This is a genomic window from Arthrobacter sp. Y3221160 (assembly GCF_059092585.1).
In genome coordinates this window covers 1,313,703-1,340,071 of sequence record NZ_JBNHHU010000001.1, presented here as the reverse complement: position 1 = coordinate 1,340,071, position 26,369 = coordinate 1,313,703, and the positions used below count along the sequence as shown (strand labels likewise).

General features: G+C 68.9%; 26 protein-coding genes. 14 read left to right on the top strand and 12 right to left on the bottom strand.

The window, feature by feature from the left end; all coding sequences use genetic code 11:
- Positions 1-67: 67 nt before the first annotated feature.
- Both AC5RWG_RS06095 and AC5RWG_RS06090 read left to right on the top strand, forming a co-directional pair.
- Positions 68-700: a TetR family transcriptional regulator gene (locus tag AC5RWG_RS06095; RefSeq protein ID WP_494166587.1), complete on the top strand. Its 633-nt coding sequence runs from the start codon at positions 68-70 to the stop codon at positions 698-700.
- 4 nt (positions 701-704) lie between these two features.
- Positions 705-3,305, top strand: a complete 2,601-nt coding sequence (locus AC5RWG_RS06090; RefSeq protein ID WP_494166586.1) for an MMPL family transporter — start codon at positions 705-707, stop codon at positions 3,303-3,305.
- On the opposite strand, the gene AC5RWG_RS06085 is transcribed toward AC5RWG_RS06090, so the two are convergent.
- Together AC5RWG_RS06085 and AC5RWG_RS06080 are read right to left on the bottom strand one after the other, a co-directional pair.
- Complete coding sequence (locus tag AC5RWG_RS06085) at positions 3,302-3,628, bottom strand: MmcQ/YjbR family DNA-binding protein (RefSeq protein ID WP_494166585.1); 327 nt, start codon at positions 3,626-3,628, stop codon at positions 3,302-3,304. The genes AC5RWG_RS06090 and AC5RWG_RS06085 overlap by 4 nt on opposite strands.
- An 83-nt stretch (positions 3,629-3,711) precedes the next feature.
- Positions 3,712-5,049 carry a family 4 glycosyl hydrolase gene (locus AC5RWG_RS06080; protein WP_494166584.1) on the bottom strand — a complete coding sequence of 446 codons (1,338 nt, stop codon included), beginning with the start codon at positions 5,047-5,049 and terminating at the stop codon, positions 3,712-3,714.
- A gap of 232 nt (positions 5,050-5,281) precedes the next feature.
- Here AC5RWG_RS06080 and alr point away from each other — a divergent pair, with 232 nt between their 5' ends.
- The 7 genes from alr (at position 5,282) to AC5RWG_RS06045 (ending at position 11,582) form a co-directional block, all read left to right on the top strand.
- A complete protein-coding gene (gene alr, locus AC5RWG_RS06075; protein ID WP_494166583.1) occupies positions 5,282-6,592 on the top strand; it encodes an alanine racemase in 1,311 nt (436 codons plus the stop codon).
- Between the two features lie 52 nt (positions 6,593-6,644).
- A complete protein-coding gene (gene tsaE / locus AC5RWG_RS06070) occupies positions 6,645-7,301 on the top strand; it encodes a tRNA (adenosine(37)-N6)-threonylcarbamoyltransferase complex ATPase subunit type 1 TsaE (RefSeq protein WP_494166582.1) in 657 nt (218 codons plus the stop codon).
- 176 nt (positions 7,302-7,477) lie between these two features.
- Entirely contained in the window at positions 7,478-7,915 is a 438-nt protein-coding gene (locus AC5RWG_RS06065; RefSeq protein ID WP_494012659.1) for a VOC family protein, read from the top strand.
- Between the two features lie 121 nt (positions 7,916-8,036).
- On the top strand, positions 8,037-8,705 hold the full coding sequence (tsaB, locus tag AC5RWG_RS06060) for a tRNA (adenosine(37)-N6)-threonylcarbamoyltransferase complex dimerization subunit type 1 TsaB (protein WP_494166581.1): 669 nt from the start codon (positions 8,037-8,039) through the stop codon (positions 8,703-8,705).
- A gap of 38 nt (positions 8,706-8,743) precedes the next feature.
- On the top strand, positions 8,744-9,283 hold the full coding sequence (gene rimI / locus AC5RWG_RS06055) for a ribosomal protein S18-alanine N-acetyltransferase (RefSeq protein ID WP_494167101.1): 540 nt from the start codon (positions 8,744-8,746) through the stop codon (positions 9,281-9,283).
- Entirely contained in the window at positions 9,280-10,347 is a 1,068-nt protein-coding gene (tsaD, locus tag AC5RWG_RS06050) for a tRNA (adenosine(37)-N6)-threonylcarbamoyltransferase complex transferase subunit TsaD (RefSeq protein WP_494000405.1), read from the top strand. Before rimI ends, tsaD begins: the two co-directional genes overlap by 4 nt.
- A gap of 149 nt (positions 10,348-10,496) precedes the next feature.
- Positions 10,497-11,582 carry a substrate-binding domain-containing protein gene (locus tag AC5RWG_RS06045; protein ID WP_494000404.1) on the top strand — a complete coding sequence of 362 codons (1,086 nt, stop codon included), beginning with the start codon at positions 10,497-10,499 and terminating at the stop codon, positions 11,580-11,582.
- 22 nt (positions 11,583-11,604) lie between these two features.
- On the opposite strand, the gene AC5RWG_RS06040 is transcribed toward AC5RWG_RS06045, so the two are convergent.
- From AC5RWG_RS06040 to AC5RWG_RS06020, 5 genes are all read right to left on the bottom strand, one after another.
- On the bottom strand, positions 11,605-12,180 hold the full coding sequence (locus AC5RWG_RS06040; protein ID WP_494012654.1) for a hypothetical protein: 576 nt from the start codon (positions 12,178-12,180) through the stop codon (positions 11,605-11,607).
- 10 nt (positions 12,181-12,190) lie between these two features.
- Entirely contained in the window at positions 12,191-13,339 is a 1,149-nt protein-coding gene (locus AC5RWG_RS06035) for a zinc-dependent alcohol dehydrogenase (protein ID WP_494166580.1), read from the bottom strand.
- Positions 13,340-13,474: 135 nt separating this feature from the next.
- Complete coding sequence (locus tag AC5RWG_RS06030) at positions 13,475-13,681, bottom strand: hypothetical protein (RefSeq protein ID WP_494000401.1); 207 nt, start codon at positions 13,679-13,681, stop codon at positions 13,475-13,477.
- Positions 13,682-13,767: 86 nt separating this feature from the next.
- Positions 13,768-14,916, bottom strand: a complete 1,149-nt coding sequence (locus AC5RWG_RS06025) for a glutamate--cysteine ligase (protein ID WP_494000400.1) — start codon at positions 14,914-14,916, stop codon at positions 13,768-13,770.
- A gap of 89 nt (positions 14,917-15,005) precedes the next feature.
- Positions 15,006-16,268 carry a THUMP-like domain-containing protein gene (locus tag AC5RWG_RS06020; RefSeq protein WP_494101506.1) on the bottom strand — a complete coding sequence of 421 codons (1,263 nt, stop codon included), beginning with the start codon at positions 16,266-16,268 and terminating at the stop codon, positions 15,006-15,008.
- 155 nt (positions 16,269-16,423) lie between these two features.
- Between AC5RWG_RS06020 and AC5RWG_RS06015 the strand changes: the two genes are divergently transcribed.
- Both AC5RWG_RS06015 and AC5RWG_RS06010 read left to right on the top strand, forming a co-directional pair.
- Positions 16,424-16,618 (top strand): hypothetical protein, encoded by a 195-nt coding sequence (locus AC5RWG_RS06015; RefSeq protein WP_494000398.1) that lies wholly within the window; start codon positions 16,424-16,426, stop codon positions 16,616-16,618.
- Between the two features lie 85 nt (positions 16,619-16,703).
- The gene (locus tag AC5RWG_RS06010; protein ID WP_494012650.1) at positions 16,704-17,303 is read left to right on the top strand and encodes a maleylpyruvate isomerase N-terminal domain-containing protein; all 600 of its coding nucleotides are present in this window, start codon (positions 16,704-16,706) and stop codon (positions 17,301-17,303) included.
- 74 nt (positions 17,304-17,377) lie between these two features.
- On the opposite strand, the gene AC5RWG_RS06005 is transcribed toward AC5RWG_RS06010, so the two are convergent.
- The 4 genes from AC5RWG_RS06005 to AC5RWG_RS05990 are packed head-to-tail and all read right to left on the bottom strand — an operon-like array spanning position 17,378 to position 21,164.
- Positions 17,378-18,136 carry an iron ABC transporter ATP-binding protein gene (locus AC5RWG_RS06005; RefSeq protein ID WP_493979500.1) on the bottom strand — a complete coding sequence of 253 codons (759 nt, stop codon included), beginning with the start codon at positions 18,134-18,136 and terminating at the stop codon, positions 17,378-17,380.
- Complete coding sequence (locus AC5RWG_RS06000) at positions 18,133-19,140, bottom strand: iron chelate uptake ABC transporter family permease subunit (protein ID WP_494166579.1); 1,008 nt, start codon at positions 19,138-19,140, stop codon at positions 18,133-18,135. The genes AC5RWG_RS06005 and AC5RWG_RS06000 overlap by 4 nt, the downstream gene beginning before the upstream one ends.
- Positions 19,133-20,161: an ABC transporter permease gene (locus AC5RWG_RS05995; RefSeq protein WP_494000395.1), complete on the bottom strand. Its 1,029-nt coding sequence runs from the start codon at positions 20,159-20,161 to the stop codon at positions 19,133-19,135. The genes AC5RWG_RS06000 and AC5RWG_RS05995 overlap by 8 nt, the downstream gene beginning before the upstream one ends.
- Before the next feature lie 52 nt (positions 20,162-20,213).
- A complete protein-coding gene (locus AC5RWG_RS05990; protein WP_494000394.1) occupies positions 20,214-21,164 on the bottom strand; it encodes a siderophore ABC transporter substrate-binding protein in 951 nt (316 codons plus the stop codon).
- Positions 21,165-21,508: 344 nt separating this feature from the next.
- On the opposite strand from AC5RWG_RS05990, the gene groES reads away from it, so the two are divergent.
- From groES to guaB, 3 genes are all read left to right on the top strand, one after another.
- Positions 21,509-21,805: a co-chaperone GroES gene (gene groES, locus AC5RWG_RS05985; RefSeq protein WP_127511177.1), complete on the top strand. Its 297-nt coding sequence runs from the start codon at positions 21,509-21,511 to the stop codon at positions 21,803-21,805.
- A 133-nt stretch (positions 21,806-21,938) separates the two neighbouring features.
- Entirely contained in the window at positions 21,939-23,543 is a 1,605-nt protein-coding gene (gene groL, locus AC5RWG_RS05980; protein ID WP_494000393.1) for a chaperonin GroEL, read from the top strand.
- A 253-nt stretch (positions 23,544-23,796) separates the two neighbouring features.
- Positions 23,797-25,302, top strand: a complete 1,506-nt coding sequence (gene guaB / locus AC5RWG_RS05975) for an IMP dehydrogenase (protein ID WP_494000392.1) — start codon at positions 23,797-23,799, stop codon at positions 25,300-25,302.
- A 55-nt stretch (positions 25,303-25,357) separates the two neighbouring features.
- On the opposite strand, the gene AC5RWG_RS05970 is transcribed toward guaB, so the two are convergent.
- Complete coding sequence (locus tag AC5RWG_RS05970; RefSeq protein ID WP_494166578.1) at positions 25,358-26,179, bottom strand: hypothetical protein; 822 nt, start codon at positions 26,177-26,179, stop codon at positions 25,358-25,360.
- Between the last annotated feature and the right edge of the window lie 190 nt (positions 26,180-26,369).

Below are 26,369 nucleotides of genomic sequence, written 5' to 3'. Positions count from 1 at the left end.
CACACCCGAAATGTTTCTGCACACCAGGCAACTTTGCATGGTGTGCAACTTGCCCTACACTGGCCCGATGAGCGCACAAACTCCGGTTCCCTTGGAAGGGCTCCGTGAACGAAACAAGGCGGCTACGCGCGGTGCCATCACCGCGGCCGCCTTGCGGCTGACCAGGGAACAGGGGCCGGGCGGCTTTACGGTGGACCAGGTGGCAGCAGAGGCGGGCGTTTCGCGCCGGACCTTCTTCAACTACTTCCCCTCCGTCGAGGCGGCGGTCACGCGGCCGGTGGAAGAATTTTTGGCCGAGTCCTTCAAGCGGCTCGATGAGCGCCCGGACGACGAACCGATCATGGACGCGGTCCTGGCCACTTTCGGCGGGGAGATCAGCCAGGGCCGGCTTGCGCTGCTGTGCGAGATCTACCAGATGGGTATCGACGACGCCCAGTTGGAGCGCGTGCAACTGCAAGCCTGGAGCCAGGCCAGGCAGTCGCTCGAAGACGGACTGCGCCCCCGGCTGCCGGAGAACGCCGGCGAGCTCATGGTCACGGCGCTTGCCGGTTCGCTGATCGCCTGCGCTCAGGCGGCCATGCGCATGGCCGCCACCCAAACCACCGCCGGCGGGGCACCCGAACCGTCGGCCTTCCGGCAGCAGTTGCTCGAGAGCCTCACCATGCTGCGCAGCGGCTTCAACCCCCACTCCAAGGACTGACCCCATGGCCTCACTGCTCTACAGACTCGGTAAGCTCGCCGCGCGCAAACGCTGGTGGTTCGTCTCCGTGTGGCTGGCGGTCATGGTCGCCGTCGGCGGATCCGTCGCTGCCTTCATGGGCACCCTCTCCAACAGCTTCACCATTCCCGGCACTCCCGCCCAGGCGGTTGCGGACGACCTGCGGGAAAAAATGCCGGCCGCCTCGGGCGGCCTCGGCACCATCGTGTTCACGACGGCGGACGGCCGGGCGTTCACCGCGGGGCACCAGGACGCCATTGCGGCCATCGCCGCGGACCTCACGAAGCTGGACGCGGTCAAGAACGCCACAAACCCGGTGGAATTGCAGGCCGCCCTAAATAATGCGCCACGGACGATCGCCGCCGGCGAAGAGAAGCTCGACGCCGCCGCACAACGGCTTGAGGACGCCCAGGCCGAGCTGGACGCAGGCAAGGCGCAGTTGGAGCCGGGCCTGCAGCAGCTGAAGGCGGCCGAGGCGCAGATCGGGCAGCTGGAGGCAGCCGGCCAAGCGGCGATGGCCGAGCAGGCACGTGCCCGGCTGGAGCCGCAGCGGGCGCAGCTGGAAACGGCACGGGCCCGGTTGGCGGAAGCCGAACGCCAGCTGGCAGACGGCCGGGCGGAGTACGAGTCAGGCGTCGCCGATCTGGAGGCGGGGAAACTGCGGCAGCAGTCCTCCGAGGGGCTGCGGTTCGTATCCGCGGACGGCTCGGCCGCCTTCGTCCAGGTCCAGTTCGAGCAGGGCATGATGGAGGTTTCCAAGGAGGACCGCGAACAGGTCCAGCAGGTCACCGAGGCCGGCCTGGTGCCGGGACTGCGGGCGGAGTACAGCAAGGACATCGTCGAGGACATCTCAAGCCTGTTCGGAGCCGCCGAGATCATCGGCATCGCCGTCGCCGCCGCCGTCCTGGTGCTCATGCTCGGCACGCTCATCGCGGCCGGACTGCCGCTGCTGATGGCGATCGTCGGCGTCGGGGTCGGCGTGGGCGGCACCATGGCGCTCAGCGGTGTCATCGAGATGAGCTCGGTTTCGCCGGTGCTGGCGCTGATGCTGGGCCTGGCCGTGGGCATCGACTACTCCCTGTTCATCGTCAACCGCCACCGCACCCAGCTGCTCTCCGGCGTGCCGCCGATCGAATCGATCGGCCGGGCCACCGGCACCTCCGGCAACGCAGTGCTCTTTGCCGGGCTCACCGTGATCATCGCCCTCGCCGCGCTGGCGGTGCCGGGCATTCCGTTCCTGACGGTGCTGGGACTGGCCGGAGCCGCAACGGTGGCGGTCGCCGTCGTCGTCGCCTTGACCCTGACCCCGGCGATGCTGGCCATCATGGGCAGGCGCATTCTCTCCCGACGCGCTTTGGCCAAGGCCGGCCGGCCCGGCCCGGCCGCCGCCGACGCAGAGACCACGAGGCGGGTGGCGGACTTCCACAACGACCCCAAGCGCAGCTGGGGCAAGACGGTGACGAAGCACCCGTGGCTCGCGCTGGCCGCGGGCGTGGCGGTGCTGGGCCTGATGACGGTGCCGGCCGCCGAGCTGCGGCTGGGCCTGCCGGACGGCAGCTCCGAGCCTGCGGACTCTACGGCCTACCAGTCCTACCGCCAACTGGGCGAGAGCTTCGGCGAGGGAATCAACGGCCCGCTCATCGTGGTGGCCGACCTCCCTGCGGGCATGGAAGGGACCGGGACCGACGAGGCGCTGCTGCGGCTATCGCAGGAGCTGCGGTCGATGGACCACGTCGCCGCAGCCGTTCCGACCGGCACGAGCGGGGACGGGCGCACCGCCGTGCTTCAGGTCATCCCCGCAGAGGGCCCGGCGGCCGAAAGCACCGAGGAGCTGGTCCATAACCTCCGGGCGCAGGCCGGCGCACTCGAGCAGGAGACCGGCGTCGCGATCTCCGTGACCGGGCAGCCGGCGATGCAGATCGACGTCTCCGACAAGCTGGCGGACGCCATGCCGGTCTATCTGGCCATCGTGATCGGGCTCTCGCTGATCCTGCTGCTGCTGGTCTTCCGCTCCGTCCTGGTGCCGCTGCTGGCCACCGCGGGTTTCCTGCTGTCACTCGGGGCCAGCTTCGGCGCCGTGGTGGCGATCTACCAGTGGGGCTGGCTGGGCGGCATCTTCGACGTCCACGACCCCGGGCCGATCCTGAGTTTCCTGCCGATGATCATGATCGGCGTGCTGTTCGGCCTGGCGATGGACTACCAGATGTTCCTGGTCTCCGGCATGCGTGAATCCTATGCGCACGGCGAGGACGCCAGGGCCGCCGTGGTCAGCGGCTTCAACCACGGCGCCAAGGTAGTCACGGCCGCGGCAATCATTATGGTCTCCGTGTTCGCCGGGTTCATCTTTTCCCACCTGACCATGGTCCGGCCGATCGGCTTCGCGCTGGCCCTGGGCGTGCTGCTGGACGCGTTCGTGGTGCGGATGACGCTGATCCCGGCGGCGATGCACCTGTTCGGCAAGGCGGCCTGGTGGATGCCGGCGTGGCTGGACAGGGTGCTCCCTGACGTGGATGTGGAAGGCGCCAAGCTCGCGCAGCACGCCCGGCGGCCCGAGCAGGCCGAGGCGCAGCCCGCCGGGGCGCGTTAACGTCCCGGACGGGCTCGGGGGTGCAGGCCTCCGGCGAGCCGGAACGATTCGTCGAGCAATTCTTCGAGATGGCCGGGTTCGACTTTGTCCAAGCGCATCAGCACCAGCAGCCGGGAACGCTCGTGGTGCGGGGTCCAAAAGAAGACGTCCGGAGCCGTCGCGGCCAGGGCGTCGCGCTCGTCGGACTTGACGGTCAGCACGCCCGGCTCCCACATCCGCGCCATCAGCGACTTGGCGAACCAGGCGGGCTGGCCCCAGCTGAGCCGCTCGGTGACGCCGGGCAGGGCCAGACAGAGGCGGCGCACATCGTCCTCGGTGGGCATGTCCTCACCCTGCCACGTGCGGCGCCGGCGGACCAGCCGGCAGGCCTTACCGGCCGGCCGGCCGGGGCCGCGATCAGGCCCGGTCAGTTCCAGCGGTATCCGTGGGCCTGTTCGTAGGCCGCGAGCAGGCGGTGGGCCACGTGGCCGGAGGTAATCAGCGGGTGGATCATAAAGGCCCGCAGGGCCGCCGCGCGGTCGCCCTTCCCGCCGCGGATGACCTCCTGCTCCACGGCCTTGAGCTGCGTCATCAGTCCGGCCTGGTGCAGGGTCAGCGGCTTCACCGGCAGGGGACGGGCGCCGTCCGCATCCACCACCGACGGAACCTCCACGACGGCGTCGTCCGGCAGTTGAGGGATGGTGCCGGCGTTGCGCACGTTGAGGATCAGCTCCGTGCGCTCGCCGGACAGCAGGGCGCGCATCACGTCCAGGGCCACCTGCTCGTAGCCGCCGGCGGCCAGGTCCTGTTCGTCGCGCGAGACGCCGATCTCGCGGGCCTCGGAGAGATAGCCCTCCTCGCGGCGGCGCAGGGCGTCCTCCCAGTCCGCGTAGGGGGTTCCGGAAGCCTGCAGCCTGGCGTACAACTCCTGCTGCAAGTCGTGGATGGACTCGCCGCGGGTCTGGGCGGCGCCGGCCAGGGCCAGGGTGGCCTCCCGGCGGAAGTAGTAATAGAACAGGTAGGCATTCGGAATGGCGCCGAGCACCTGCAGTTCGCGCGTGCCGAAGATCCGGCCCTCTTCGAACGACTGGAGCCGCCCCGGCTCGCCGAGCAAACCGGGCAGCCGGTCCCGGCCCTCGTGCTCCAGCCCGCGCAGCCACCCCAGGTGGTTGAGGCCCGCATAATCCACGCCCGCCAACGAGCCGCGGCGCAGCGTGACCCCGGCGGCCCTCGCCGCGCGGCGCACCAGCCCGATGGGTGTGTCGCAGATCCCGACCACCCGATGGCCGAGCAGCGGCAGCACGGCTTCGGTGACCAGCCCGGCGGGATTGGTGAAGTTGATCAGCCACGCGCCCGGGCACAGTTCACTCATCCGCTTGGCGATGTGCAGGGCGGCGGGGACGGCGCGCAGGCCGGCGGCTATCCCGGCGGCGCCGGTGGTCTCCTGACCCAGCAGGTTCAGCCGGGTTGCCACGCGTTCGTCCAGTGTCCTGCCCAGGGTGCCGCCGGGACGGATGGCCGAGAAAACGACGTCGGCGCCGGCCAGGGCGCTATCCAGGTCGCGGGCGGACTCGATCTTCGGCGGCCGGCCGGCCCCGGGCAAGGCAGCATCCTCCAGCACCCGGACGATCGCCCGCTGCCGGCTGGCGTCTACGTCGTGGAGCACCAGCCGGTCCACCAGGCCGGCCGCGGATCCGTTGGTCAGGGCGCGGTAGACCAGCGGCACCCGGAACCCGCCGCCGCCCAGTATGGCAAGTGTTGCCACTGCTCCCCCCGAACGATTGACATTGGATAACGATCGGCCGCCCGCAGCCCGGGACCCGGCCCTTGCTTGTATTGTGCCAGCAAGGGCCAACCACAGGCCCTGGCGGCTGAACCTGCGCCCGCGCCGAAGATCGTCGGCCGGTGCCTTCGCTGCGGTACGTTCGACGCGGTGCCTTCCGCCCCGCGGCGCAGGCCTTCAGCCGGAAGCGTGCTTCGGATGGGAGAATGGATCCGTGAGCTCTACAACGTCACCGCTGCCCTATGACCGCCAAGCCGTCATTGACCTGGCCGCCATCCGCGCCAACGTGCGGCACCTGCGCGAGGTCGCGGCTCCCGCCCGGGTGATGGCGGTGGTCAAGGCGGACGCCTACGGCCACGGCGCCGTCCCGGTGGCCCGGGCCGCACTGGAAGCCGGTGCGTCCTGGCTGGGCGTTGCGCACTTCACCGAGGGGCTGGCCCTGCGCGCGGCGGGCATCGACGCGCCCATCCTGGCCTGGCTGCACACCCCGGACACGGACTTCGCCGCGGGCATCGAGGCCGGCATCGACGTCGGCGTGTCCGGTTGGGAACTGGAGCCGGTGGTCAAGGCGGCCCGGCGGCTCGAACGGCCTGCACGCGTGCACCTGAAGATCGATACCGGGCTGGGGCGCAACGGCTGCCCGCCGGCGCTCTGGGAGGACCTGGTCAACCGGGCCGTGGAGTACCAGGAACAGGGGCTGCTGCGGGTGGTCGGCGTCTTCTCCCACCTGGCGGTCGCCGACGAACCGCACCGGCCGGAGACGGACGAGCAGGTGGACCGCTTCCGCGAGGCCGTAGCGGTGGCCGAGAACGCGGGGCTGGACCTGGAGGTCCGCCACCTGGCAAACACGCCCGGCACGCTCAGCCGCCCGGACGCGCACTTCGACATGGTCCGCGTGGGGCTCGGCATTTACGGGCTCTCGCCCTTCGAGGGGCAGACCCCCGAGGAACTCGGGCTGGTTCCGGCCATGACGTTGCGAGCACGGGTGGCCAACTGCAAACGGGTGCCCAGCGGCCAGGGCGTCTCCTACGGGCTCAGCTACCTGACCTCCGGGCCGAGCACGTTGGTGCTGGTGCCGCTGGGCTATGCGGACGGCATCCCGCGCAGCGCCGCCAACGTCCAAGTGTCCATCCGCGGCCGCCGCTATGACGTGGTGGGCCGGGTGGCCATGGACCAGTTCGTGGTGGACCTGAGGACCAACGACGCCGAAGACCTCGTGGGTGAGGAAGTGATCGTTTTCGGGCCGGGCCGGGAAGTCCCGGACGCCCAGGACTGGGCGGCGGGCGCCGGCACCATTAACTACGAGATTGTCACCCGCGTCAGCCAGCGGGTCCCGCGCTACTACACCGGAACCGCCGACGAACGGGAGGGCGGCGAGGCCGGCACTGAAGTGGCCGCGGCACCCGGAGTCACGGCGTCCGCGGCCGAGCAGGCAGCGGCGGCGGCCCAGGTCCGGGCAGCGCTGGCCGCGATCGACGACCGGAACACCGACAGCGCCGGGGATCCCGGCGCCGTGCTGGCATGAAGGCCGTGCTTACGTGAAGGATGACACCGACCGGACAGGGGGAGCACCTGCCATGACGCAGCAGCAACCGGCCGCGCCGGTGTGGGAGCGCGAGTTCCACGTGGGCTCGGCCGAGGAAACGCAGGCGCTCGCCGCCCGGCTCGGCAGGATTTTGCGGGCAGGCGACCTGGTGGTGCTCAGCGGCGGGCTGGGGGCGGGCAAGACCACCTTCACTCAGGGGCTGGGAGAAGGACTCGGCGTCCGTCCCGGCATCATTTCCCCCACCTTCGTGCTGGTCCGCAGCCACCCCAGCATGAACGGCGGGCCGGATTTGGTCCACGTGGATGCCTACCGGCTGCAGTCGGACGGGGAGATCGACGACATCGACCTGGAAAACACCATGGACCAGGCCGTGACCGTGGTCGAGTGGGGCCGCGGCCGGGTGGAGCACCTCTCCGAGAGCTGGCTGGACATTTCGCTGGTCCGGGCCACCGGGGCAGACCTGGCGAACCGGCCAGCCGAGGGAGCGCAGGGCGGGCCGCGGGGTGAGTCACCGGGTGGTGCCGCCGTGCCGGGCGACACCGCCGTGCCGGGCGCCGGGGGTGGCGCCGCGGGAGCGCAGCGGAGCACCGGCGTCGTGCTCGACTTTGACGAGCCCGACGACGGCGAGCCGCGGCTGATCCGCATGGCCGCCTACGGGCCGCGCTGGGCCGCGTACATGTTTGCCTGACCCGCAGCGGATTTTCCCGTCGCCGGTTGCGGAGACACGCCGGGCCTGCAGGCAGCGCCGTTTCATCGGCGCGGGTGAATTTAGGCGGACGGGGACCTCGGGGCGCCCGCGGTCTTCACGGCCCCCTGGCGCAGGTCCATAATCGATGGCGTCATCAGACCACGAGGAGGCCCGCCATGGAGACCAAGCTGAACCCGTACCTGGGATTCCGCGACCAGGCCAGGGAAGCCATGACGTTCTACCAGTCGGTGTTCGGCGGGGAATTGACGCTGAACACCTTCGGCGATTTCCAGGCCAGCGACGACCCGGCGGAGACCGACAAGATCATGCACTCGCAACTGTCTACCGAGCGCGGGCTGGTGCTCATGGCGGCGGACACCCCCGCCAGCATGGAATACACCCCCGGGTCCAGCCACTCGCTCTCGCTCAGCGGCGATAACGAGGCCGAACTGCGCGGCTACTGGGAAAAGCTGATCGACGGCGCCGACGTCACGGAGCCGTTGCAAAAAGCGCCCTGGGGCGACACCTTCGGCATGTGCACGGACAGGTTCGGCATCCAGTGGCTGGTCAACATCGCCGGCACGCCGCAGGAAGCCGGAACACCGCAGGCGTGAGCGCCGCCCAACATGGCCCGCCTCCGCGGCCGCCGAGGGGCCCTAACCCTGTCCCGGCCGCGGTGCGCCCTCCTGATCCGCGCCCGAAAGGCACCCCGCGTGCCTCAAGTAAAATTGATGCGTGCTCATTCTCTCCATTGATACCTCCGCCATCGCCAGCGCCGCGTTGCTGGCCGGACAAGGAGAGATCCTGGCCGCGTTCGCCACCGAGGACACGCGCACCCACGCCGAGGTGCTGGCCGTCGGGATCAGCAAGATCATGACGACGGCGGACGTCACCGGCGCCGACGTCGACGCGTTGGTGGTGGGCGTGGGCCCGGGACCGTTCACCGGCCTGCGCTCCGGCATCGCCACCGCGCGGGCGCTGGCCTTCGCCTGGGGCAAGCCGCTGCACGGGGCGATGAGCCTGGACGCCATCGCCGTAGACGCCGCACCGGACGCGTGGCGCGCCGGCGTGGACGAGTTCGTGGTGGCGACCGACGCCCGGCGCAAGGAAGTGTACTGGGCGCGCTACCGCAGCACCGGCGGCACGCACGAACTGCTCGACGGCCCGCATGTCGGGCCGCCCTCGGACGTTCCGCGCCTGCCCGCCTACGGCATGGGCGCCGGGCTGTACCCGGAGCAACTGCTGGCCGTCACCGAGTACAGCGGCACCCAGCCGACCGCCGAAGCGCTGGGCCGCACCGCCGTCGCCCGACTGGACAAGGGGCTTGCCCTGCCGGACACCACCCCTCTGTACCTGCGCGAGTCCGATGCCAAGGTTCCCGGTCCGCGGAAGCGCGCCCTGTGACCGCCCGCACGCCACGGCCGGCGGGCGGCATCCGGCCGATGACCGAGGCCGACGTGCCGGCCGTGGACGCGCTGGAACGGAAGCTGTTCCCGGACGACGCGTGGCCGACGGAAATGTTTTACGAGGAACTGGCACAGGATACGCGCAGCTACTTCGTGGCCGAGGACGCGCTCGGCGCGGTGATCGGCTACGCGGGGCTGATGTGCGTGCGGCCGATCGCCGATGTGCAGACCATTGCGGTGGTCCCCGAGCGCGAGGGGCAAGGCATCGGCACCACGTTGCTGACCCTGCTGATCGACCTGGCACGCAGCCAGCGGGCCGACGACGTCTTGCTGGAAGTGCGCGCGGACAACCCCCGGGCGCAGCGGCTCTACCGCTGGTTCGGCTTCGAGCAGATCCATGTGCGCCCGCGCTACTACCGGGGCGGCGTTGATGCCCTGATCATGCGGCTGCGCCTCAAGGACTGGGCAGGTGCTCCCGGCGCCGAGGCCCGAACCGGCGCCGGCACCGGGACCGGCGGCGGCACCGGGACCGGCCGGACAACCCACGAACCCGAGACGACGGAGGACACGCCATGAACCGCACCGAACCGCTGGTGGTGGGCATCGAGTCCTCCTGCGACGAAACGGGTGTGGGCATCGTCCGCGGGGATACGCTCCTGGCCAACACGGTGTCCTCCTCGATGGAGGAACACGTGCGCTTCGGCGGGGTGATCCCGGAAATCGCCTCGCGCGCCCACCTCGACGCCTTCATCCCCACGCTGGAACAGGCGCTGGACACGGCCGGGGTCACCCTCGGCGAGGTGGACGCGCTCGCGGTGACCTCCGGCCCCGGGCTGGCCGGTGCCCTGATGGTCGGCGTGTGCGCGGCCAAGGCCCTTGCGCTGGCCACCGGCAAGCCGCTGTACGCCATCAACCACCTGGTCGCCCATGTGGGCGTCGGCGTGCTGGACGGGGGAGCGCTGCCGGAGAACTTGGGCGCGCTGCTGGTTTCCGGCGGACACACGGAGATCCTGCGCGTGCGCTCGCTGACCGACGACGTCGAACTGCTCGGCTCCACCATCGACGACGCGGCGGGTGAAGCCTACGACAAGGTGGCCCGCATCCTGGGCCTGGGCTATCCCGGCGGCCCGGCGATCGACAAACTGGCGCGGGAGGGCGACCCGAGGCGCATCCGGTTCCCCCGCGGACTGAGCCAGCCCAAGTACATGGGCTCGGCCGAGGCCCCCGGCCCGCACCGCTATGACTGGTCCTTCTCCGGCCTGAAGACGGCCGTGGCCCGCTGCGTGGAGCAGTTCGAGGCCGCCGGGGAACCCCTGCCGGTGGCCGACATCGCCGCGTCCTTCCAGGAAGCCGTGGCGGACGTCATCACCGCGAAGGCGATGCTGGCCTGCACGGAGAACGGCATCACCAACCTGCTGCTCGGCGGCGGCGTTGCGGCGAACTCGCGGCTGCGGGCGCTGACCGAGGAACGCTGCGCGGAGCACGGCATCTCCCTGCGGGTGCCGCCCGTGTCCCTGTGCACGGACAACGGGGCGATGGTCGCCGCGCTCGGCGCCCAGGTGGTCATGGCCGGCGGCAGGCCCTCGGGTCTGGAATTCGCTCCGGATTCGTCCATGCCGGTCACCAGCGTGCACCTCTAGGGCGATCCGGCCCGCGCCCGCCGCGCAGGACGCACACCGTCTATCCCAATCCTCGGCGGGGTCCTAGGCTGAAACCACGGCGGGGCACGCCGGCCCCTCCTCACAACTCTCCCATCCGGTCGGACGGCGGAACGACGGAGGTCAACGTCATGGGATCTTTTGCCGGACGAATGAAACTGCCGGCGGCGGTGGCCGTCACGGCGGCACTCCTGCTGACGTCCTGTTCCCGCACGGGTGAAGAAACGGGAGAGGGGCCGGAAGCGGGAGGCGCCGGAGGCTTCGAGAGCGGCTCCTTGATCGGCGTGTCCCTCTCCGCCGACACCGCGTACGCCGAAGCGCTGTTCACCGAACAGATCGAGGGCTCAAACTTCGAACCGAATGTCCAGGTTGCCGAAACCGCCGCTGAACAGCAGCAACAAATCAGCACCATGCTCGAGGGTGAACCGGAGGTGCTGATCGTGGACCCGGCAGACCCGGCAGGCCTGGGGGAGCAGTTGGCCGCGGCGCAGGAGGCGCAAATCCCGGTCATCGCGTTCGGCACCATGGTCACGGGCACCGGCGCGGTCGGCTACCTGGTGGGCGCGGATGCCTTCCAAACCGGTGAGCTCCAGGCCCAGGCACTGCTCGACGGGCTGGCCGAACGGCAGGGCGAAGGACCCTACAACGTCGAGCTGTTCAGCGGCCACCCGGACGACGGCGGCGCGCGTCTGGCGTTCGACGGAGCCATGAGCGTGCTGCAGCCCAAGATCGACGACGGCACCGTGGCCGTGCTGTCCGGCCAGACGGATTTCGAGGCAACCGCCGGCGAAAACCCGGATGCGGCGGCAGAACGGCTGGCCGGCCTGTTGCAGGAGGAATATGCCTCCGATGACGTGCACGGCATCCTGGCCGCCGATGACGCCACCGCCCAGGCCCTCATCCGGGCCGCCGAAGACGGCGGGCAGGACTCCGCCGTCGTCGTCGGCAGCGGATCCGCCCCGGAAGCCGTGGAATCAATCATGGCCGGCAAGCAGTACGCCACCACCTACGCCGACCCAGCGGCCATGGTGGGGGAGGCCCTGACGGTCGTCAAAGGGTTCGCGCAGGACGATGCACCCGAGGCCGACGAGGAAGAGTCTTACGGCAACGCGCAAACCAGCGTGGCCGCCTACCTGACCGAAGCGGAGCCGGTCACCAAGGAGAACGCCGCGGAGGTCTTCGCCGACAACCAGGAGCTGCTCCAGCTCGTCAAGTAGACGCGCCGCGGGATCTTCCCGTTCAGGCGCGCAGGCGCCGGGCCAGGCCCCTGACCGCCAGCGCGGCCAGGCCGCCTGCCGCCAGCCAGGGACCGGCCACGATGACCGGGTCGAGCCACTGGTGGCTCAGGTCGGCACGCTTCGCCCCGGTCCGGGAGGCCAGCCCGTGATGGCTGAACTCGCTGCGCACACCGGATTCGGTGACGGGATTGTCCGGACGCAGGGTCGCGAAGGAGCGGAGGTGGCTTTCCCAGGCGTCGACCCGGTCGGCGGCCAGCAGGATCACCCAGTGGGCCGCCCGCGCCTCGCTGTACTTCCGGTAGGAGTACCGCCGCAGGGCGCCCGAGAGTCCCTTGGGCGGCGTCGACGTGCCGAAGACGGGCGTCAGCATGCGGTGCTCAAGGGATCGCTCGCGCGGCCATTTCTCCTCCTGGCGGTCGGGAAAGTCCCAGTGTGCGCCGGTGGCTCCGGGATCGAAGCGTTCCTTCGGCACGGCCGGACGGTCCTTCGGATCCAGGTCGGCACCCCAGCCCGGGATCCGGGCGCGGAGTTCTTCGCTGGTATGCCTGCGCTCGGGTTTTTCGGCTCTGTAGGGCATCGGGGGTCTCCTAGCCGCCATCGGGCACGATGAGCGGCTTGATGCAGCCATCGAGTTTCGACGAGAAAATGTGATAACCGTCGGAGATATGCTCCAGCGGTATGCGGTGGGTAACGATGTCGTTGGGTTTCAGGTAACCGTTGCGGATGTGCTCGAACAGCCGCGGCCACTGGCGCTTGACCGGGCACTGATTCATCCGCAGCGTCAACCCTTTGTTCAGGGCGTCCCCGAACTTCACCGCGCTGAACATCGGCCCGTAGGCGCCCATCACGGAAATGGTCCCGCCCTTGCGGACCGAATCGATGGCCCAGTTCAGGGCGACGGGCGAGCCGCCCTGCAGCTTGAACTTGGCGGAGGTGAGGTGCTGGGTCAGGTTGCCGTCCGCCTCGGCGCCCACGGCGTCGATCGCCACGTCCGCCCCCAGATCATCCGTCACCTTTTTCAGGTGCACCACGATGTCGTCATGCTCGACGAAGTTGTAGGTCTCCGCATGCGCGAAGGAACGGGCCATCTCCAGCCGGTACTCCAAGTGGTCGATGACGATCACGCGCCCTGCTCCCATGAGCCAGGCGGACTTTGCGGCAAACAACCCCACCGGTCCGGCCCCGAACACCACCACGGTGTCGCCTTCGACGATGTCGCCCAACTGCGCCCCGAAGTAGCCGGTGGGCAGGGCGTCGGTGAGCATCACGGCGTCCTCGTCGTCCATCCAGTCCGGGATCAGGGCGGGTCCGACGTCGGCGAAGGGCACCCGGACGTATTCGGCCTGGCCGCCGTCGTAGCCTCCGCAGGTGTGGGAGTAGCCGTAGATGGCGCCCACCGCCGTGGCATTCGGATTCACGTTGTGGCAGTTGGAGTACAGGCCCCGCGCGCAGAAGTAACAGGAACCGCAGTACACGTTGAACGGCACCATGACCCGGTCGCCAGGTGCGAGGTTCCGGACCGACGGCCCCACCTCGTGGACCACGCCGATGAACTCGTGGCCGAAGGTCATCCCGACCCGGGTATCGGGCATCATGCCGTGGTAAAGGTGCAGGTCCGAGCCGCAGATACCGGCCAGCGTCACCCGGACTATGGCATCGTTGGGGTGTTCAATGGCGGGAATGTCTTTTTCTTCTACCCGGGTCTTGTAGGGCCCGCGGTACACCATGGCTCTCATCGGTGCCTCCTGGGGGAAGCGGATAGTCGAGTGCCCGCAAGCTTCACACGCCCGGCAAGCAACGGTCAAGGCCCCCAGGCGTCCGGGAGGCCCGCGCCCGGGAGACCGTGCTGCCGGAGACCGGCGTGGCCGGTCCTAGGCGCCGTCTTCCGGGTCCCGCGGGGAGGCCGGTTCCTTGTCCCCGTCTTCCGCCCGGTCCTCGGGCCCGCGGTCGACGTCCGGTTCGATGGCGGCAGCCAGGCCGGCCGAGCCGGCGTGCGGCGGCGCGTCGGAATCCTGCTCCGGATCCGGGGCGTCCGCCTGGTACAGCGCCTCGTCGTCAGCGTGCTTGTCCCCGGCCATGCCCAGCCCTTTCCCGCATCCGGCTCTGTATCCCCTGGGGCAGAGCCTACGCCTGTTCGAGACCAAACGGGACCGGTTTCCGGCTCTCAGTTGCTCCCGCGAAGCTGACTGACCACGTCGAGGACGACGGCGCGCAGGTCGCCGCCGTGTTCCGCGGCAACCCTGCGCTGGCGCTGGTAGCCGGCGCCGGCTTCGAGGATCTTCTCCACGTCTGCCAGTTCGTCGCTGCAGCCAAGCTTTCGGGCGACCGGTTCCAGCCGGTTCAGCACGTGTTCGCGCAGGTGCTCCGTGACCGGCATTTCCTTGCCGGCGGCGTTGAGGATGATGATGGCGTCCATGCCGTAGCGGGCGGCACGCCACTTGTTCTCCTGCACGTGCCACGGCGGCATGGTGGGGATCGCCCAGCCGTTGTCCAGCGCGGTGGAGAACTCGTCCACCAGGCACTGCGTCAGCGCGGCCACGGCCCCGACGTCCTGCAGGGTGGACAGCCCGTCGCACACCCGCATCTCGATGGTGCCCAGCGCGGGAACCGGCCGGATGTCCCAGCGGATCTCGCTGATCGTGTCGATCACCCCGGTGGTGAACATGTCCTCGACGTAATCCTCGTACACCGCCCAGCTGGGGAACTGGAACGGCAGCCCCGCGGTGGGCAGCTGCTGGAACATCAGCGCGCGCTGCGAGGCGTAGCCGGTGTCCTCTCCCGCCCAGAAGGGGGAGGAGGCGGAGATCGCCTGGAAGTGCGGGAAATAGTTGACGAGCCCGTCCAACACCGGCAGGGCCTTGTCCCGGTGGTCCAGGCCCACGTGCACGTGCACGCCGTAAATCACCATCTGGTGCCCCCACCACTGGGTACGGTCGATCAGCTTGGCGTACCGTTCCTTGTCGGTGACCGGCTGCAACCGCGGCGCGGCAAACGGATGGCTGCCCGCGCAGAAAAGCTCCACCCCCATCGGGTCGGTGACGTCGCGGACGGCCGCCAGGGCGCTGCTCAGGTCCGCTTTGGCCTCGCGGACGGTGTTGCAGACGCCGGTGACCAGCTCCACGGTGTTCAGCAGCAGCTCTTGCTTCACGTGCGGGTGCTCGTCATCGTCCCGCAGCTCCGGATGCCCGGCGCGGACGGCGTCCAGCACCTGCTCGGCCACCGAGACCAGTTCGCCGGTCTGGGCATCCACCAGCGCCAGCTCCCACTCAACCCCGAGGGAGGATTGGGCGGACCGTGCGAAATCGATGTACAAACGTTGCTCCGTCTTTGGCTGGACCGGCTGCCGCCGGAGGTATGCGTCTGCTGGGGCCGCGGGGCCAGACACAGCTTGATTCTAGTGCGTCAGGGCCTGGCGCTGCGCTCGCGGCTGCGGGCGCCGGCGGCGGGAACGGGCTCGACGACGATGGCGATCCGGTCCTCGCCGACCCTCGTCAGCACCAGGGTCGCCTTGTTCGGCCCCTTGCCGGAACCGGTCAACAGGGTCTTGCGCAGCTCGTCCGGTGCAACCGACGTGCCGCGCTTCTTGATCTCCAGCGTGCCGATCCGGCTCGCCTTCACCCAGGCCTTGAGCTTCTTGACGTTGTACGGCTTGACCTCCAGCACGCGGTACGCCCGGGCGAACGGCGATGGCTGCAGGTGTGGGGCGCAGATGTAGGCGATGTGCTCATCCAGCAGGTGCCCGCCCAGCCCGCGGGCCAGGTCGGCCACCAGCCCGGCGCGGATCACGGCGCCGTCGGGCTCGTACAGGTACCCGGCCGCCGGTCCGATCGCCACGTCCTGGTTGGCCGGGTCGTAGCCGACGGCGCTGGTCAGCTCGGCGGTGCCGCCGGCTCCGGTGACCAATGCCGCCCGCCGGATGCCCGGCCGCGCCAGCCGGTTGAACCACAGCGCCGCCTCGACCACGTCGCCGTCGACGGATACCCATTGGGCCTCGCAGTTGTCGGGCAGCGCCTCATGGGGAATCCCCGGGCCCAGCTTGACCCCCACCGGCATTCCCCGGTCGGCCAGCCCCTCCACGAAGGACAGCGGCGGAGAAAACGCCTCCGGGTCGAAGATGCGGGTGGTGCCCGAGGCCGTCGTCGTCCGCCGCGCCGGGTCCAGCCACACGCCGTCGATCCCGGTGAGGTCCAGTCCCTCCGCATCGGCATTGACCACGGTCGCGGTCGGCCATGGCATCAAGTTGATGGTGGCCACCGCGGCGGTGGTCTCGTCCCGTTCCACGGCGGTGACTCTGCGGTCCAGGCTGGCCAGCGCCATGGCGTCCGCGCCGATTCCACAGCCCAGGTCTGCGACGTGCTCCACCCCGGCGGCCTGGAACCGCCGCGCGTGCAGGGCCGCGATGTTCAGCCGTGTGGCCTGTTCCAGCCCCGCCGTGGTGAACAGCATTTTCTCCGCGAACGGACCGAACTTCGCCTTGGCCTTCGCACGCAGGCGGGACTGTGTCATGGCGGCTGAGACCAGTTCGGGGGAGTGGCCGGCCTTGCGCAGCTCGGTGCCGGTGTGCAGGCTCTCCGCTTCGGAATAGGGGCCGAGCGAATTCAGCAGCTCCCAGCCTTCCGGAGTGAGAATTGGTGCAATGCTCTCGGCGTGGGTCTCGGGTGCCATGGTTTCAAGCCTAGTGCAGCGGATTCAGGCGGCGGACGCAGGCAAGCGGACCGGCCGATTCGTGGCTTAAAAGCGGCGATGGGTAGTTCTCCCCATAGCGGGATATGCTGGGACTCCGTAGGGTCGGTAAGGAAGCTTACTGTGAGGAGGCGTGCATGATGTCCACATCCATCGACGGGTACGACATTGATACAGACGCTTGCCAAGCCGAGATTGAAGCGGAACTTGGCGAGCTGATCGAAGCCGGCAACAGGGCGCACCGGGGCTGGCAGGCCCTCTGGGATGACGTCGCCGCAGGCGTCGCTGCACCTGCCCCGGGCTGGAAGCCGGAGCTGCGGCGCCTCGCCTGAACGACTCCTGCGGTCATTCCCGGCCGGACCGGTTAGGACGAAGGGGACGCTGGTCGCGGCCGCCTGCCGGCCGTAGCATGGGCGCATGATCGAATCGGCGGCAACGTTCCTGTCCGCGGGCCGGTACTTCCGCGAGGTGCTGGCAAACGTGCCGCCGACCGCATGGAACGCACCCGGGCTGGACGATTGGAGCGTCCGGACGCTCGCCGGACATACCAGCCGGGCGCTGTCCACGGTGCTGACCTACCTGGGGCGCCCCGCCAAGACTGTCCAGGTTGAATCGGCCGCGGACTATTACCTGGCCACCGGACTGGCCAATGATCCCGGCGTCACCGAACGGGCCGTGGCAGCCGGCAAGGAGTTGGGCCCGCACCCGGTGGACATGGTGGACCGGCTGCTGGCCCAGCTGGAAAACACGCTGCCGCTGACCGAGGACCGGGTCATCGAGACGGCCGCCGGCGGGATGCGCTTCAGCGACTACCTGCCCACCCGGATCTTCGAACTTGCGGTGCACACGCTCGACCTGTCCCGGGCCTGCGGCCTGGTGGCGGAGCTGCCGCGCAGCGTGGAGCTGGAAGCCGGGCGGCTGGCCATGGAGATCGCCGCCGAACGCGGCGACGGGGCGCAGGTGCTGCTGGCCCTGACCGGGCGGACCATGCTGCCCGGCGATTTCTCCGTGGTCTGACGCCGTGCCGGCCCTGCCGGCCTCGCAGGTCGAGGCCGGGACCCCGTGGCCGGCAACAACTCCGCCGTCCGGCGTCAGGCGAAGTAGACGCCGATCCTGTTGCCCTCGATCTCCTCGATGCGGATGTCGATGTCGTACACGTCGCGCAGCACGTCCGGCTGCATGATCTGTGCCGGCGGGCCCTGGTGCACCAGGCGGCCGGAGCGCATGGCGATGATCGAGTCCGAGTAGCAGGACGCGAAGTTGATGTCGTGGATGACCAGCACCACGGTCTTGCCCAGCTCATCGGTCAGCCGGCGCAGCAGCCGCATCATCTCCACCGAGTGCTTCATGTCCAGGTTGTTCAGCGGTTCGTCCAGCAGCAGGTAATCGGTGTCCTGGGCCAGCACCATGGCGATGAACGCCCGCTGCCGCTGGCCGCCGGAGAGTTCGTCCACGAACTTGTCCGCCATCGACGTCAGGTCCAGGTACGCCAGCGCCTGCTCGATCTGCACGAGGTCGGCCGGGCCCGGCCGGCCGTTGTTGTGCGGGAAACGGCCGAAGCCCACCAGGTCCCGAACGGTCAGGCGGACGGTCAGCTGGTTGTCCTGGCGCAGGATGGCCATCTTGCGGGCCAGTTCCTTGCCCGCGGTCTTGCCGACGTCGAGCCCGTCGATGGTCACCGCCCCGGCGTCCATGGGCAGCAGCCGGGAGACCATGGACAGCAGCGTGGACTTGCCGGCGCCGTTCGGCCCGATGATCGAGGTGATGCCGCCGTCCTTGATGTAGCAGCTGACGTCGTCCACCACGGTCTGCGTGCCGTAGGTCTTGGAGACTCCGGAGACGTGGATCATTTGATGGAGCCTTTCAGCAGCAGGGCGATGAACAGGATGCCGCCGGCGAATTCAATGACGATGCTCAGCGCGGTATCGAAACTGAACACCTGCTCGAGGACCAGCTGGCCGCCGACCAGGGCGATGGCGCCCAGCAGCACGGCGATGGGCAGCACGTACACGTGCCGGAAGTGCGAGCACAGCAGGTAGGCCAGGCTGGCCACCAGCAGGCCAAAGAACGTGATCGGTCCCACCAGTGCGGTGGATACGGCCACCAGGATGGCGCACAGCATCAGGACGGTGGTGACGGCCCGCCGGTGGTCCACGCCCAGGTTCAGCGCCGTGTCCCGGCCCAGCGCCAGCACGTCCAGCTGCCGGCGCATCCGCCAGACCGGGACGGTGGCCGCGGCCACGGCTACCGCGGACACGGCCAGCAGCACGCCGTCCACGTTGTTGAAGCTGGCGAAGAACAGGTCCTGCAGGATGATGAATTCGCTCGGGTCGATCAGCCGCTGCAGCAGCGAGGAGATGCCGCGGAACATGGTCCCGAACACGATGCCCACCAGCAGCATCAGGTGCAGGCTCTTGCCGCCGCCGGTGAACAGCCAGCGGTAGATCAGGAAGGAGAAGCCCACCATCAGCATCACTTCGATCACGAAGCGCACCGGCGCGCCCAGGCTCAGCAGCGCCTGCCCGCCGATCGCGAAGGTCAGCCCGGTCTGGATCAGCATGTAGAGGGCATCGAAGCCCATGATCGACGGAGTCAAAATCCGGTTGGCGGTCACCGTCTGGAACAACACCGTGGACACGCCCACGGCGTACGCCACCAGCAGCATCGAACCGACTTTGATGGCACGCCGGGGCAGGATGTAGCCGAGGTTGCCGCGCAGGTCGATGGTCATGAACACCGCCACGAGGGCGGCCGTCAGCAGGCCCAACAGGATGATCCAGGTCCGCGGCCGGACCGTGGTGAGGGTGCGGCGCTTGCGCTGCGTCAGCGCGGCGGGAAGTACCGAATCAGCCATTCTTGCGGGTCCTCAGCAGCAGGTAGAGGAAGACGGCGCTGCCGACGGCGGAGACGATCACGCCCACCGGGATTTCGTAGGGGTAGCGGATGGTGCGGCCGATGATGTCGCACAGCAGCACAAAGCCCGCACCGAAGACTGCGACCCAGGGAACCGCGCGGCGGGCGCTGTCGCCGAACGCCAGCGACACCAGGTTGGGCACCACCAGCCCCAGGAACGGAATGGCGCCGATGTTGACCACCACCACGGCGCTGATCAGCGAGACGATGACCAGCCCGAGCGTCAGGATCCGGCCGTAGTGCAGGCCCAGATTGGTGGAAAATTCCTGCCCCATGCCGGCCATCGTGAAGCGGTCCGCGCACAGGTAGCCGATCACCGCGAGCAGCGCGACAATCCAGAGGAGCTCGTAGCGGCCGCGGAGCACGCCGGAGAAGTCGCCGATCATCCAGCTGTTCAGCGTCTGCAGCAGGTCAAAGCGGTAGGCAAAGAACGTGGTCACCGCGGCGATGACGCCGCCCAGCATGATGCCCACCAGCGGCACAATGAGCGTGTTGCGCAGCGGGATCCGGCGCAGCACCAGCAGGAACAGGCCGGTCCCGGCGGCCGCGAACACGGTCGCCACGGACATCTTGGCCAACAGGGTGGCACCGGGGATCGCCACCGTGACCACCAGGATGCCCAGCGAGGCAGACTCCACGGTGCCCACGGTGGACGGCTCCACGAATTTGTTCCGCGCCATCAGCTGCATGATCAGCCCGGCAATCCCCAGCGCCGCGCCGGCCAGGATGACCGACAGGGTGCGCGGCAGCCGGCTGATCCAGAAAATGTCCCAGGCCTTCTGGTCGCCGGCCAGCAGGGCAGGCAGCGACACATCGCTGACGCCCACAAACATGCTGGCAATGGCCAGGACGACGACGGCGGTGGCCGCCCAGGCGAGCTGGGAACCGGATCCGCGGGCGCGGGAGCGTCCCGCCGCGGCTGCTGCGGCCGGGGCCGGACTGGAAATCGTGGAGGAAGCCATGGGTCGGGCCACCGCGCAGGCCGCCGGCGGGACGCCGGCGGCCGTACGGGTGCTACTTCGTGACGGCTGCCTGGACGGCGCTGATCATGGCGTCCGTATTATTCAGGCCGTAGCCCACCAGGTACCAGGAGGCCGAGTCCAGATAGGTAATGCTGTCGTTCTTGGCGGCGCTGGTGCCGTTGACCAGGTCGTTGTCCAGGACGGCCGCAGCGGCTTCCCCGGATTCGCCGACGGCGGAGTCGCGGTCGATCACGAACAGGTGGTCCGGGTTGGCCTCGGCGACGAATTCGTGCGAAATGGCCTCGCCGTGCGGGCCCTCGGACTTCACATCCGCGGCGGTCTGCACGCCCAGGACATCGTGCACGATGCCGAAGCGGGACCCCGAGCCGTAGGCCGTCATCTCGCCGCCGCTCGTCATCAGCACCAAACCGGTGCCGGCGTCGGCAGCTGCGGCCTTGGTGTCCTCGATCCGGGTGTCGATGGCCGCCAGCTTTTCTTCGACTTCGGCTTCCTTGCCGAAGATCTCGCCGAGGGTCGCGGAGACTTCCTTGAAGCTCTCGATCGGAGCGGCGGTGTCCACGCTCAGGTCGATGGTCGGGGCGATTTTGCTCAGCTCCCCGTAGGCCTCGGCGGTGCGGCCCGAGATGATGATCAGGTCGGGTGCGCCTTCGCTGATGGCCTCGAAGTCGGGTTCCTTCATGGAGCCGATCTTGGTGTATTCGTCGCCGGCGTACTGCGCCAGCGATTCGGGGAACACGGCCGCCTCCGGGACGCCGTCGACCTCGACGCCCAGGGCGGTGAGGCTGTCCAGCACCCCGAGATCGAAGGTGTAGACCGTCTCCGGGTTCACCGGCACGTCGGTGGTGCCGGAGGCGTGCTCAACGCTGATCGTCTCGGCGCCGGTGCCTGCCGCGGCGTCGGTCTGCTGGCCGCAGGCGCTCAGGGCGAGCATGGAAACGGCTGCGGTCATGGCCACCAGGCCGGACTTCAGGGGCTTTTTCACTGACTCTCCATTGTTCGTCAACGCCGTCCCGGGCGGGGACCGGCATTAGGCAACATAAACGTTTGCTATTTGCGCGCAGCTTGAAAGCTACCGGGTTAGGTTAGCCTTACGCAACTTGGCCGGTGGACGGCAGAGCCGATCTTCGTCACATAGGCGGCGGCCACGGAAGCCGGAGGGCCCGCCGCTGGCACTCGCCTTGACCGAGTGCTAATCCTTCTCATAGAGTCGCAGTTAGCACTCACCCCGTGTGGGTGCTAATACAAGGAACCGCCTGCCGGCACCGCGACGACGGCAGACATCTCCTTGGCCAACCTATTCGTAGCGCATGAAAAGGAGAGAGCCGAGTGTCGGTCTCCATTAAGCCTCTTGAGGATCGTATTGTTGTCCAGCCGCTCGAAGCAGAGCAGACCACGGCCTCCGGCCTGGTCATTCCGGACACCGCCAAGGAAAAGCCGCAGGAAGGCAAAGTTGTCGCGATCGGCCCCGGCCGCGTCGATGACAATGGCAACCGGGTTCCCGTTGACGTAGCCGAGGGTGACGTCGTCATCTACTCGAAGTACGGCGGAACCGAGGTCAAGGTCGGCGGGGAAGAGTACCTGGTGCTCTCCGCCCGCGACGTGCTGGCCATCGTCACCAAGTAAGGCCCATCAGCTGAGTCCGGCGGCTCGGGCGCGCGCAGTCGACGCCCGCAGCCGGAATCACGGACAACCGAAATGCCCCGGCTGCCTCCTCTAGCAGCGCAGCCGGGGCATTTTGCGTGAAAGGAACAAATTCATGGCAAAGCAGTTGGAGTTCAACGACGCCGCCCGCAAGGCGCTGGAAGCCGGCGTCGACAAGCTCGCCAATACCGTCCGGGTCACCCTCGGTCCGCGTGGCCGCAACGTGGTCCTGGACAAGAAGTGGGGTGCGCCCACCATCACCAACGACGGCGTGACCATCGCCCGCGAGGTGGAACTCGACGATCCGTACGAGAACCTCGGCGCGCAGTTGGCCAAGGAAGTCGCCACCAAGACCAACGATGTTGCCGGTGACGGCACCACCACGGCTACCGTCCTGGCCCAGGCGCTGGTGAAGGAAGGCCTCCGCAACGTGGCCGCCGGCGCCGCCCCCGGCGCCCTCAAGCACGGCATCGAGGTAGCGGTCGAGGCCGTTGCCGCCCGCCTGCTGGAGAATGCCCGCGAGGTCGAAGGCAGGGTCGCCGAGGTCGCCACCATCTCCGCCCAGAGCCCGGAGGTCGGCAAACTGCTGGCCGAAGCGTTCGACAAGGTGGGCAAGGACGGCGTCATCACCATCGAAGAGGGCTCCAGCATGGAGACCGAGCTGGTGCTCACCGAGGGCATGCAGTTCGACAAGGGCCTGCTGTCGCAGTACTTCGTCACCGACCAGGAGCGCCAGGAGGCAGTCCTCGAGGACGCGCTGATCCTGATCTCCCAGGGCAAGATCTCCACGGTGCAGGAGTTCCTGCCGCTGCTGGAAAAGGTGCTGCAGGCCAACAAGCCGCTGTTCATCATCGCCGAAGACATCGACGGCGAGGCCCTGTCCACCCTGGTGGTCAACAAGATCCGCGGCACCCTCAACGTTGCCGCCGTAAAGGCGCCGGGCTTTGGCGACCGCCGCAAGGCCATGCTGCAGGACATCGCGGTGCTCACCGGCGCCCAGGTCGTGTCCGCGGACCTCGGCCTGAAGCTGGACCAGGTGGGCCTCGAGGTGCTGGGCACGGCACGCCGCATCACCGTCACCAAAGACAACACCACCATTGTTGACGGCGCCGGCTCCGAGGCCGACGTAGCCGACCGCGTGTCCCAGTTGCAGGCGGAGGTGCTGCGCACCGATTCCGATTGGGACCGCGAGAAGCTCCAGGAGCGGCTGGCCAAGCTGTCCGGCGGCATCGGCGTGATCAAGGTCGGCGCTGCCACCGAGGTCGAAATGAAGGAGAAGAAGCACCGGATCGAGGACGCCGTGTCCTCCACCCGCGCTGCCCTGGAAGAAGGCATCGTGGCCGGCGGCGGCACCGCCCTGGTGCACGCCGCCCAGGCTCTGGACACCGACCCGAACGTGCTGGCGCTCGAGGGCGACGCAGCCACCGCCGTCGGCCTGGTCCGCCGCGCGCTGGCCCAGCCGCTGCGCTGGATCGCCGAAAACGCCGGCCACGAGGGCATGGTCGTTGTCTCCAAGGTGGGCGACATGGAGCTCAATAACGGCTTCAACGCCGCCACCGGCGAATACGAGGACCTCGTCGCCGCGGGCATCATCGACCCGGTGAAGGTGACCCGCTCGGCGCTGCGCAACGCGGCCTCGATCGCGGCACTGGTGCTGACCACCGAAACCCTGGTCGTCGAGAAGCCGGCCGAAGAGGACGGGCACAACCACCAGCACTAGCGCACGCCGCCGGCTGTTGGTCGGGCTTCGCCCGTCCGGAGGGGATCCTGCCAGTGCAGGGTCCCCTTCGTCGTCGTGGGGTCCGGGGTGGTGGAAGCCCCGGAGCCGGGCGCGCACGTTAGCTCCGCCACATCGGTTGCCGCGGGAAATAGTGGCCAGGGCGGAATCGTTTTAGGATGTAACCAACCCCGGAACCCGATCCCCGCTGTCGGTGACCGGCGGCCGCCACCGGTATCGCTCGAAAGGCCCTGCAGTGTCCGAAGAATTCAATCCGTTCGCTTTCGAGGGTCTGACCTACGACGACGTGCTCCTGCTGCCAGGCCCGACGGATGTGATTCCGTCCGAGGCCGATACCAGCTCCCGCCTGACCCGCCGCATCACGGTCCAGACCCCGCTCCTCTCCGCCGCCATGGATACCGTGACGGAATCGCGGATGGCCATCGCCATGGCGCGCCAGGGCGGCCTGGGCGTCATCCACCGCAACCTGTCCATCCAGGACCAGGCCGAGCACGTGGACCGGGTCAAGCGCAGCGAGTCCGGCATGATCACCAACCCGGTGACCATCGCCCCGGACGCCACGCTGGCCGAACTGGACGAACTTTGCTACAACTACCGCGTGTCCGGACTGCCCGTGGTGGACTCCGAGGGCAAGCTGGTGGGCATCTGCACCAACCGCGACACCCGTTTCGTGCCCCGCGCCGACTATCCCACCACCAAGGTGCACGAGGTGATGACCTCCATGCCGCTGATCACGGGCAAGGTGGGGATCAGCCGCCCGGAAGTCATCGAACTGCTGGGCAAGAATCGGATCGAGAAACTCCCGCTGGTGGACGACGCCGGCATGCTGCAGGGCCTGATCACCGTCAAGGACTTCGACAAGGCGGAGCAGTACCCGCTGGCCACCAAGGACGACGACGGCCGGCTGCGCGTCGGCGCGGCTGTGGGCTTCTTCGGCGACGGCTACGAGCGCTCGATGACCATGATCGAGGCCGGCGTGGACGTCCTCGTGGTGGACACCGCCAACGGCCACAGCCAGGGCGTGCTGGACATGATCGCCCGGCTGAAGAAGGACCCGGCCGCGGCCCACGTGGACGTGATCGGCGGCCAGGCCGCCACCCGCGAGGGCGCGCAGGCACTGGTCGACGCCGGCGCCGACGCCATCAAGGTGGGCGTGGGCCCGGGCTCCATCTGCACCACCCGGGTGGTGGCAGGCGTTGGCGTACCGCAGATCACGGCGATCTACGAGTCGGCCAAGGCGGCCATCCCGGCGGGCATCCCGGTGATTGCCGACGGCGGCCTGCAGCACTCCGGCGACATCGGCAAGGCCCTGGTCGCCGGCGCGGACACGGTGATGCTCGGCTCGCTGCTGGCCGGCGCCGCGGAATCCCCGGGGGACCTGGTGTTCGTCAACGGCAAGCAGTTCAAGGCCTACCGCGGCATGGGCTCGCTGGGGGCCATGCAGACGCGCGGGAAGAACACCTCCTACTCCAAGGACCGCTACTTCCAGGCCGACGTGCCCGACGACGAGAAGCTGATCCCCGAGGGCATCGAAGGCCAGGTGCCCTACCGCGGCCCGCTCTCGGCCGTCGCGCACCAGCTGGTCGGCGGCCTGCGCCAGACCATGTTCTACACCGGTGCCCGCAACATCGCCGAGCTGAAGGCCAAGGGCAAGTTCGTGCGGATCACCGCGGCGGGGCTGAAGGAGTCCCACCCGCACGACATCATGATGACCGTGGAGGCACCGAACTACAAGCGGTAGTCCCGCAGTCGTCGACGGCGCCGTTCCCCGCACCAGGGGAGCGGCGCCACTCGCGTTAACCAGCGGCAGGACCTTCGCCGGCGCCCCGCGACCAGCCCCGCGTATGGACGGGACAGCGCCTCGGCGCGTGGGCCCGGGCGTGCGCGCGGCCACCGACCGCGACGCGGGTGAGCCAACGGAGCCGGCGTCGGAAGATCAGGAGCGCGATGAGCACGAGGGCCGCGGTGTCAGGCCAGCGCGGCGCCGGCCAGTTGTCCGGCGCGGCCGGATACGCCCCATCGGCCAATCCGGCGGCCCGCTCGAAGTGGTTGCGCGAGGAGGGGAACAGTGCCCCGTCGATGATGTACGCCGCCGGAAATGCGAACGGGCCGGCGAGCAGATTAGCTACGGCCCACTGGTCAACATGCCGCGACTCGTGGAGGGCGAGGGCCTCGTCCCCGGTCCGGGTCTGGGAGATGTTCGGGCCGTAGCGGACATACTGGCCTTCATCGGCAATGCCATATCCGTTGACGCTCAGTGCACCGGCCGGGTCCACCGGCGGCATCCACGCAACGAACACGTCTCCGAGCATTGTTCCGCCGCCGCTGGTGCGCGGCGGGGGCCAGAACATGACCAACAGCGACGGTCCCGAGCACGCTTCCATATCAAGGCTGCGCCCGGTCAGGACCCCGACGCCGCTGATGGGGGCGACCAGAAAATTGCGGGTGATGCGCCACGGGGCCGGCGGTGAAATCTGCAGGCGCGGCTCAGGCTTGATCTGCCCGTCGGCAGTGATATGGCTGTGGCAAACGATCTGCGGGGAGAGCGCCTCCTGGACGCGGGCTCCGGCTCCGGCGACCAGGAGGGCCGCCACCACAAAGAGGGCGGTGCCGCGCACCCGCTGGTGGGAAGCGCAAACGGTACACGATGCGGCTCGCCGCAACCGGCGCGCATGAAGGGAGGGCATGGACCAGACCAGCCCGGCGATGCCAAAACACAGGGTGGCCGCCAAGCCGCTCGCGAACGGTCGCATGCGCCCGACGGACCGCCGGAATCTTCCTCCCATGACTGACCACTTCCCGCTCCGG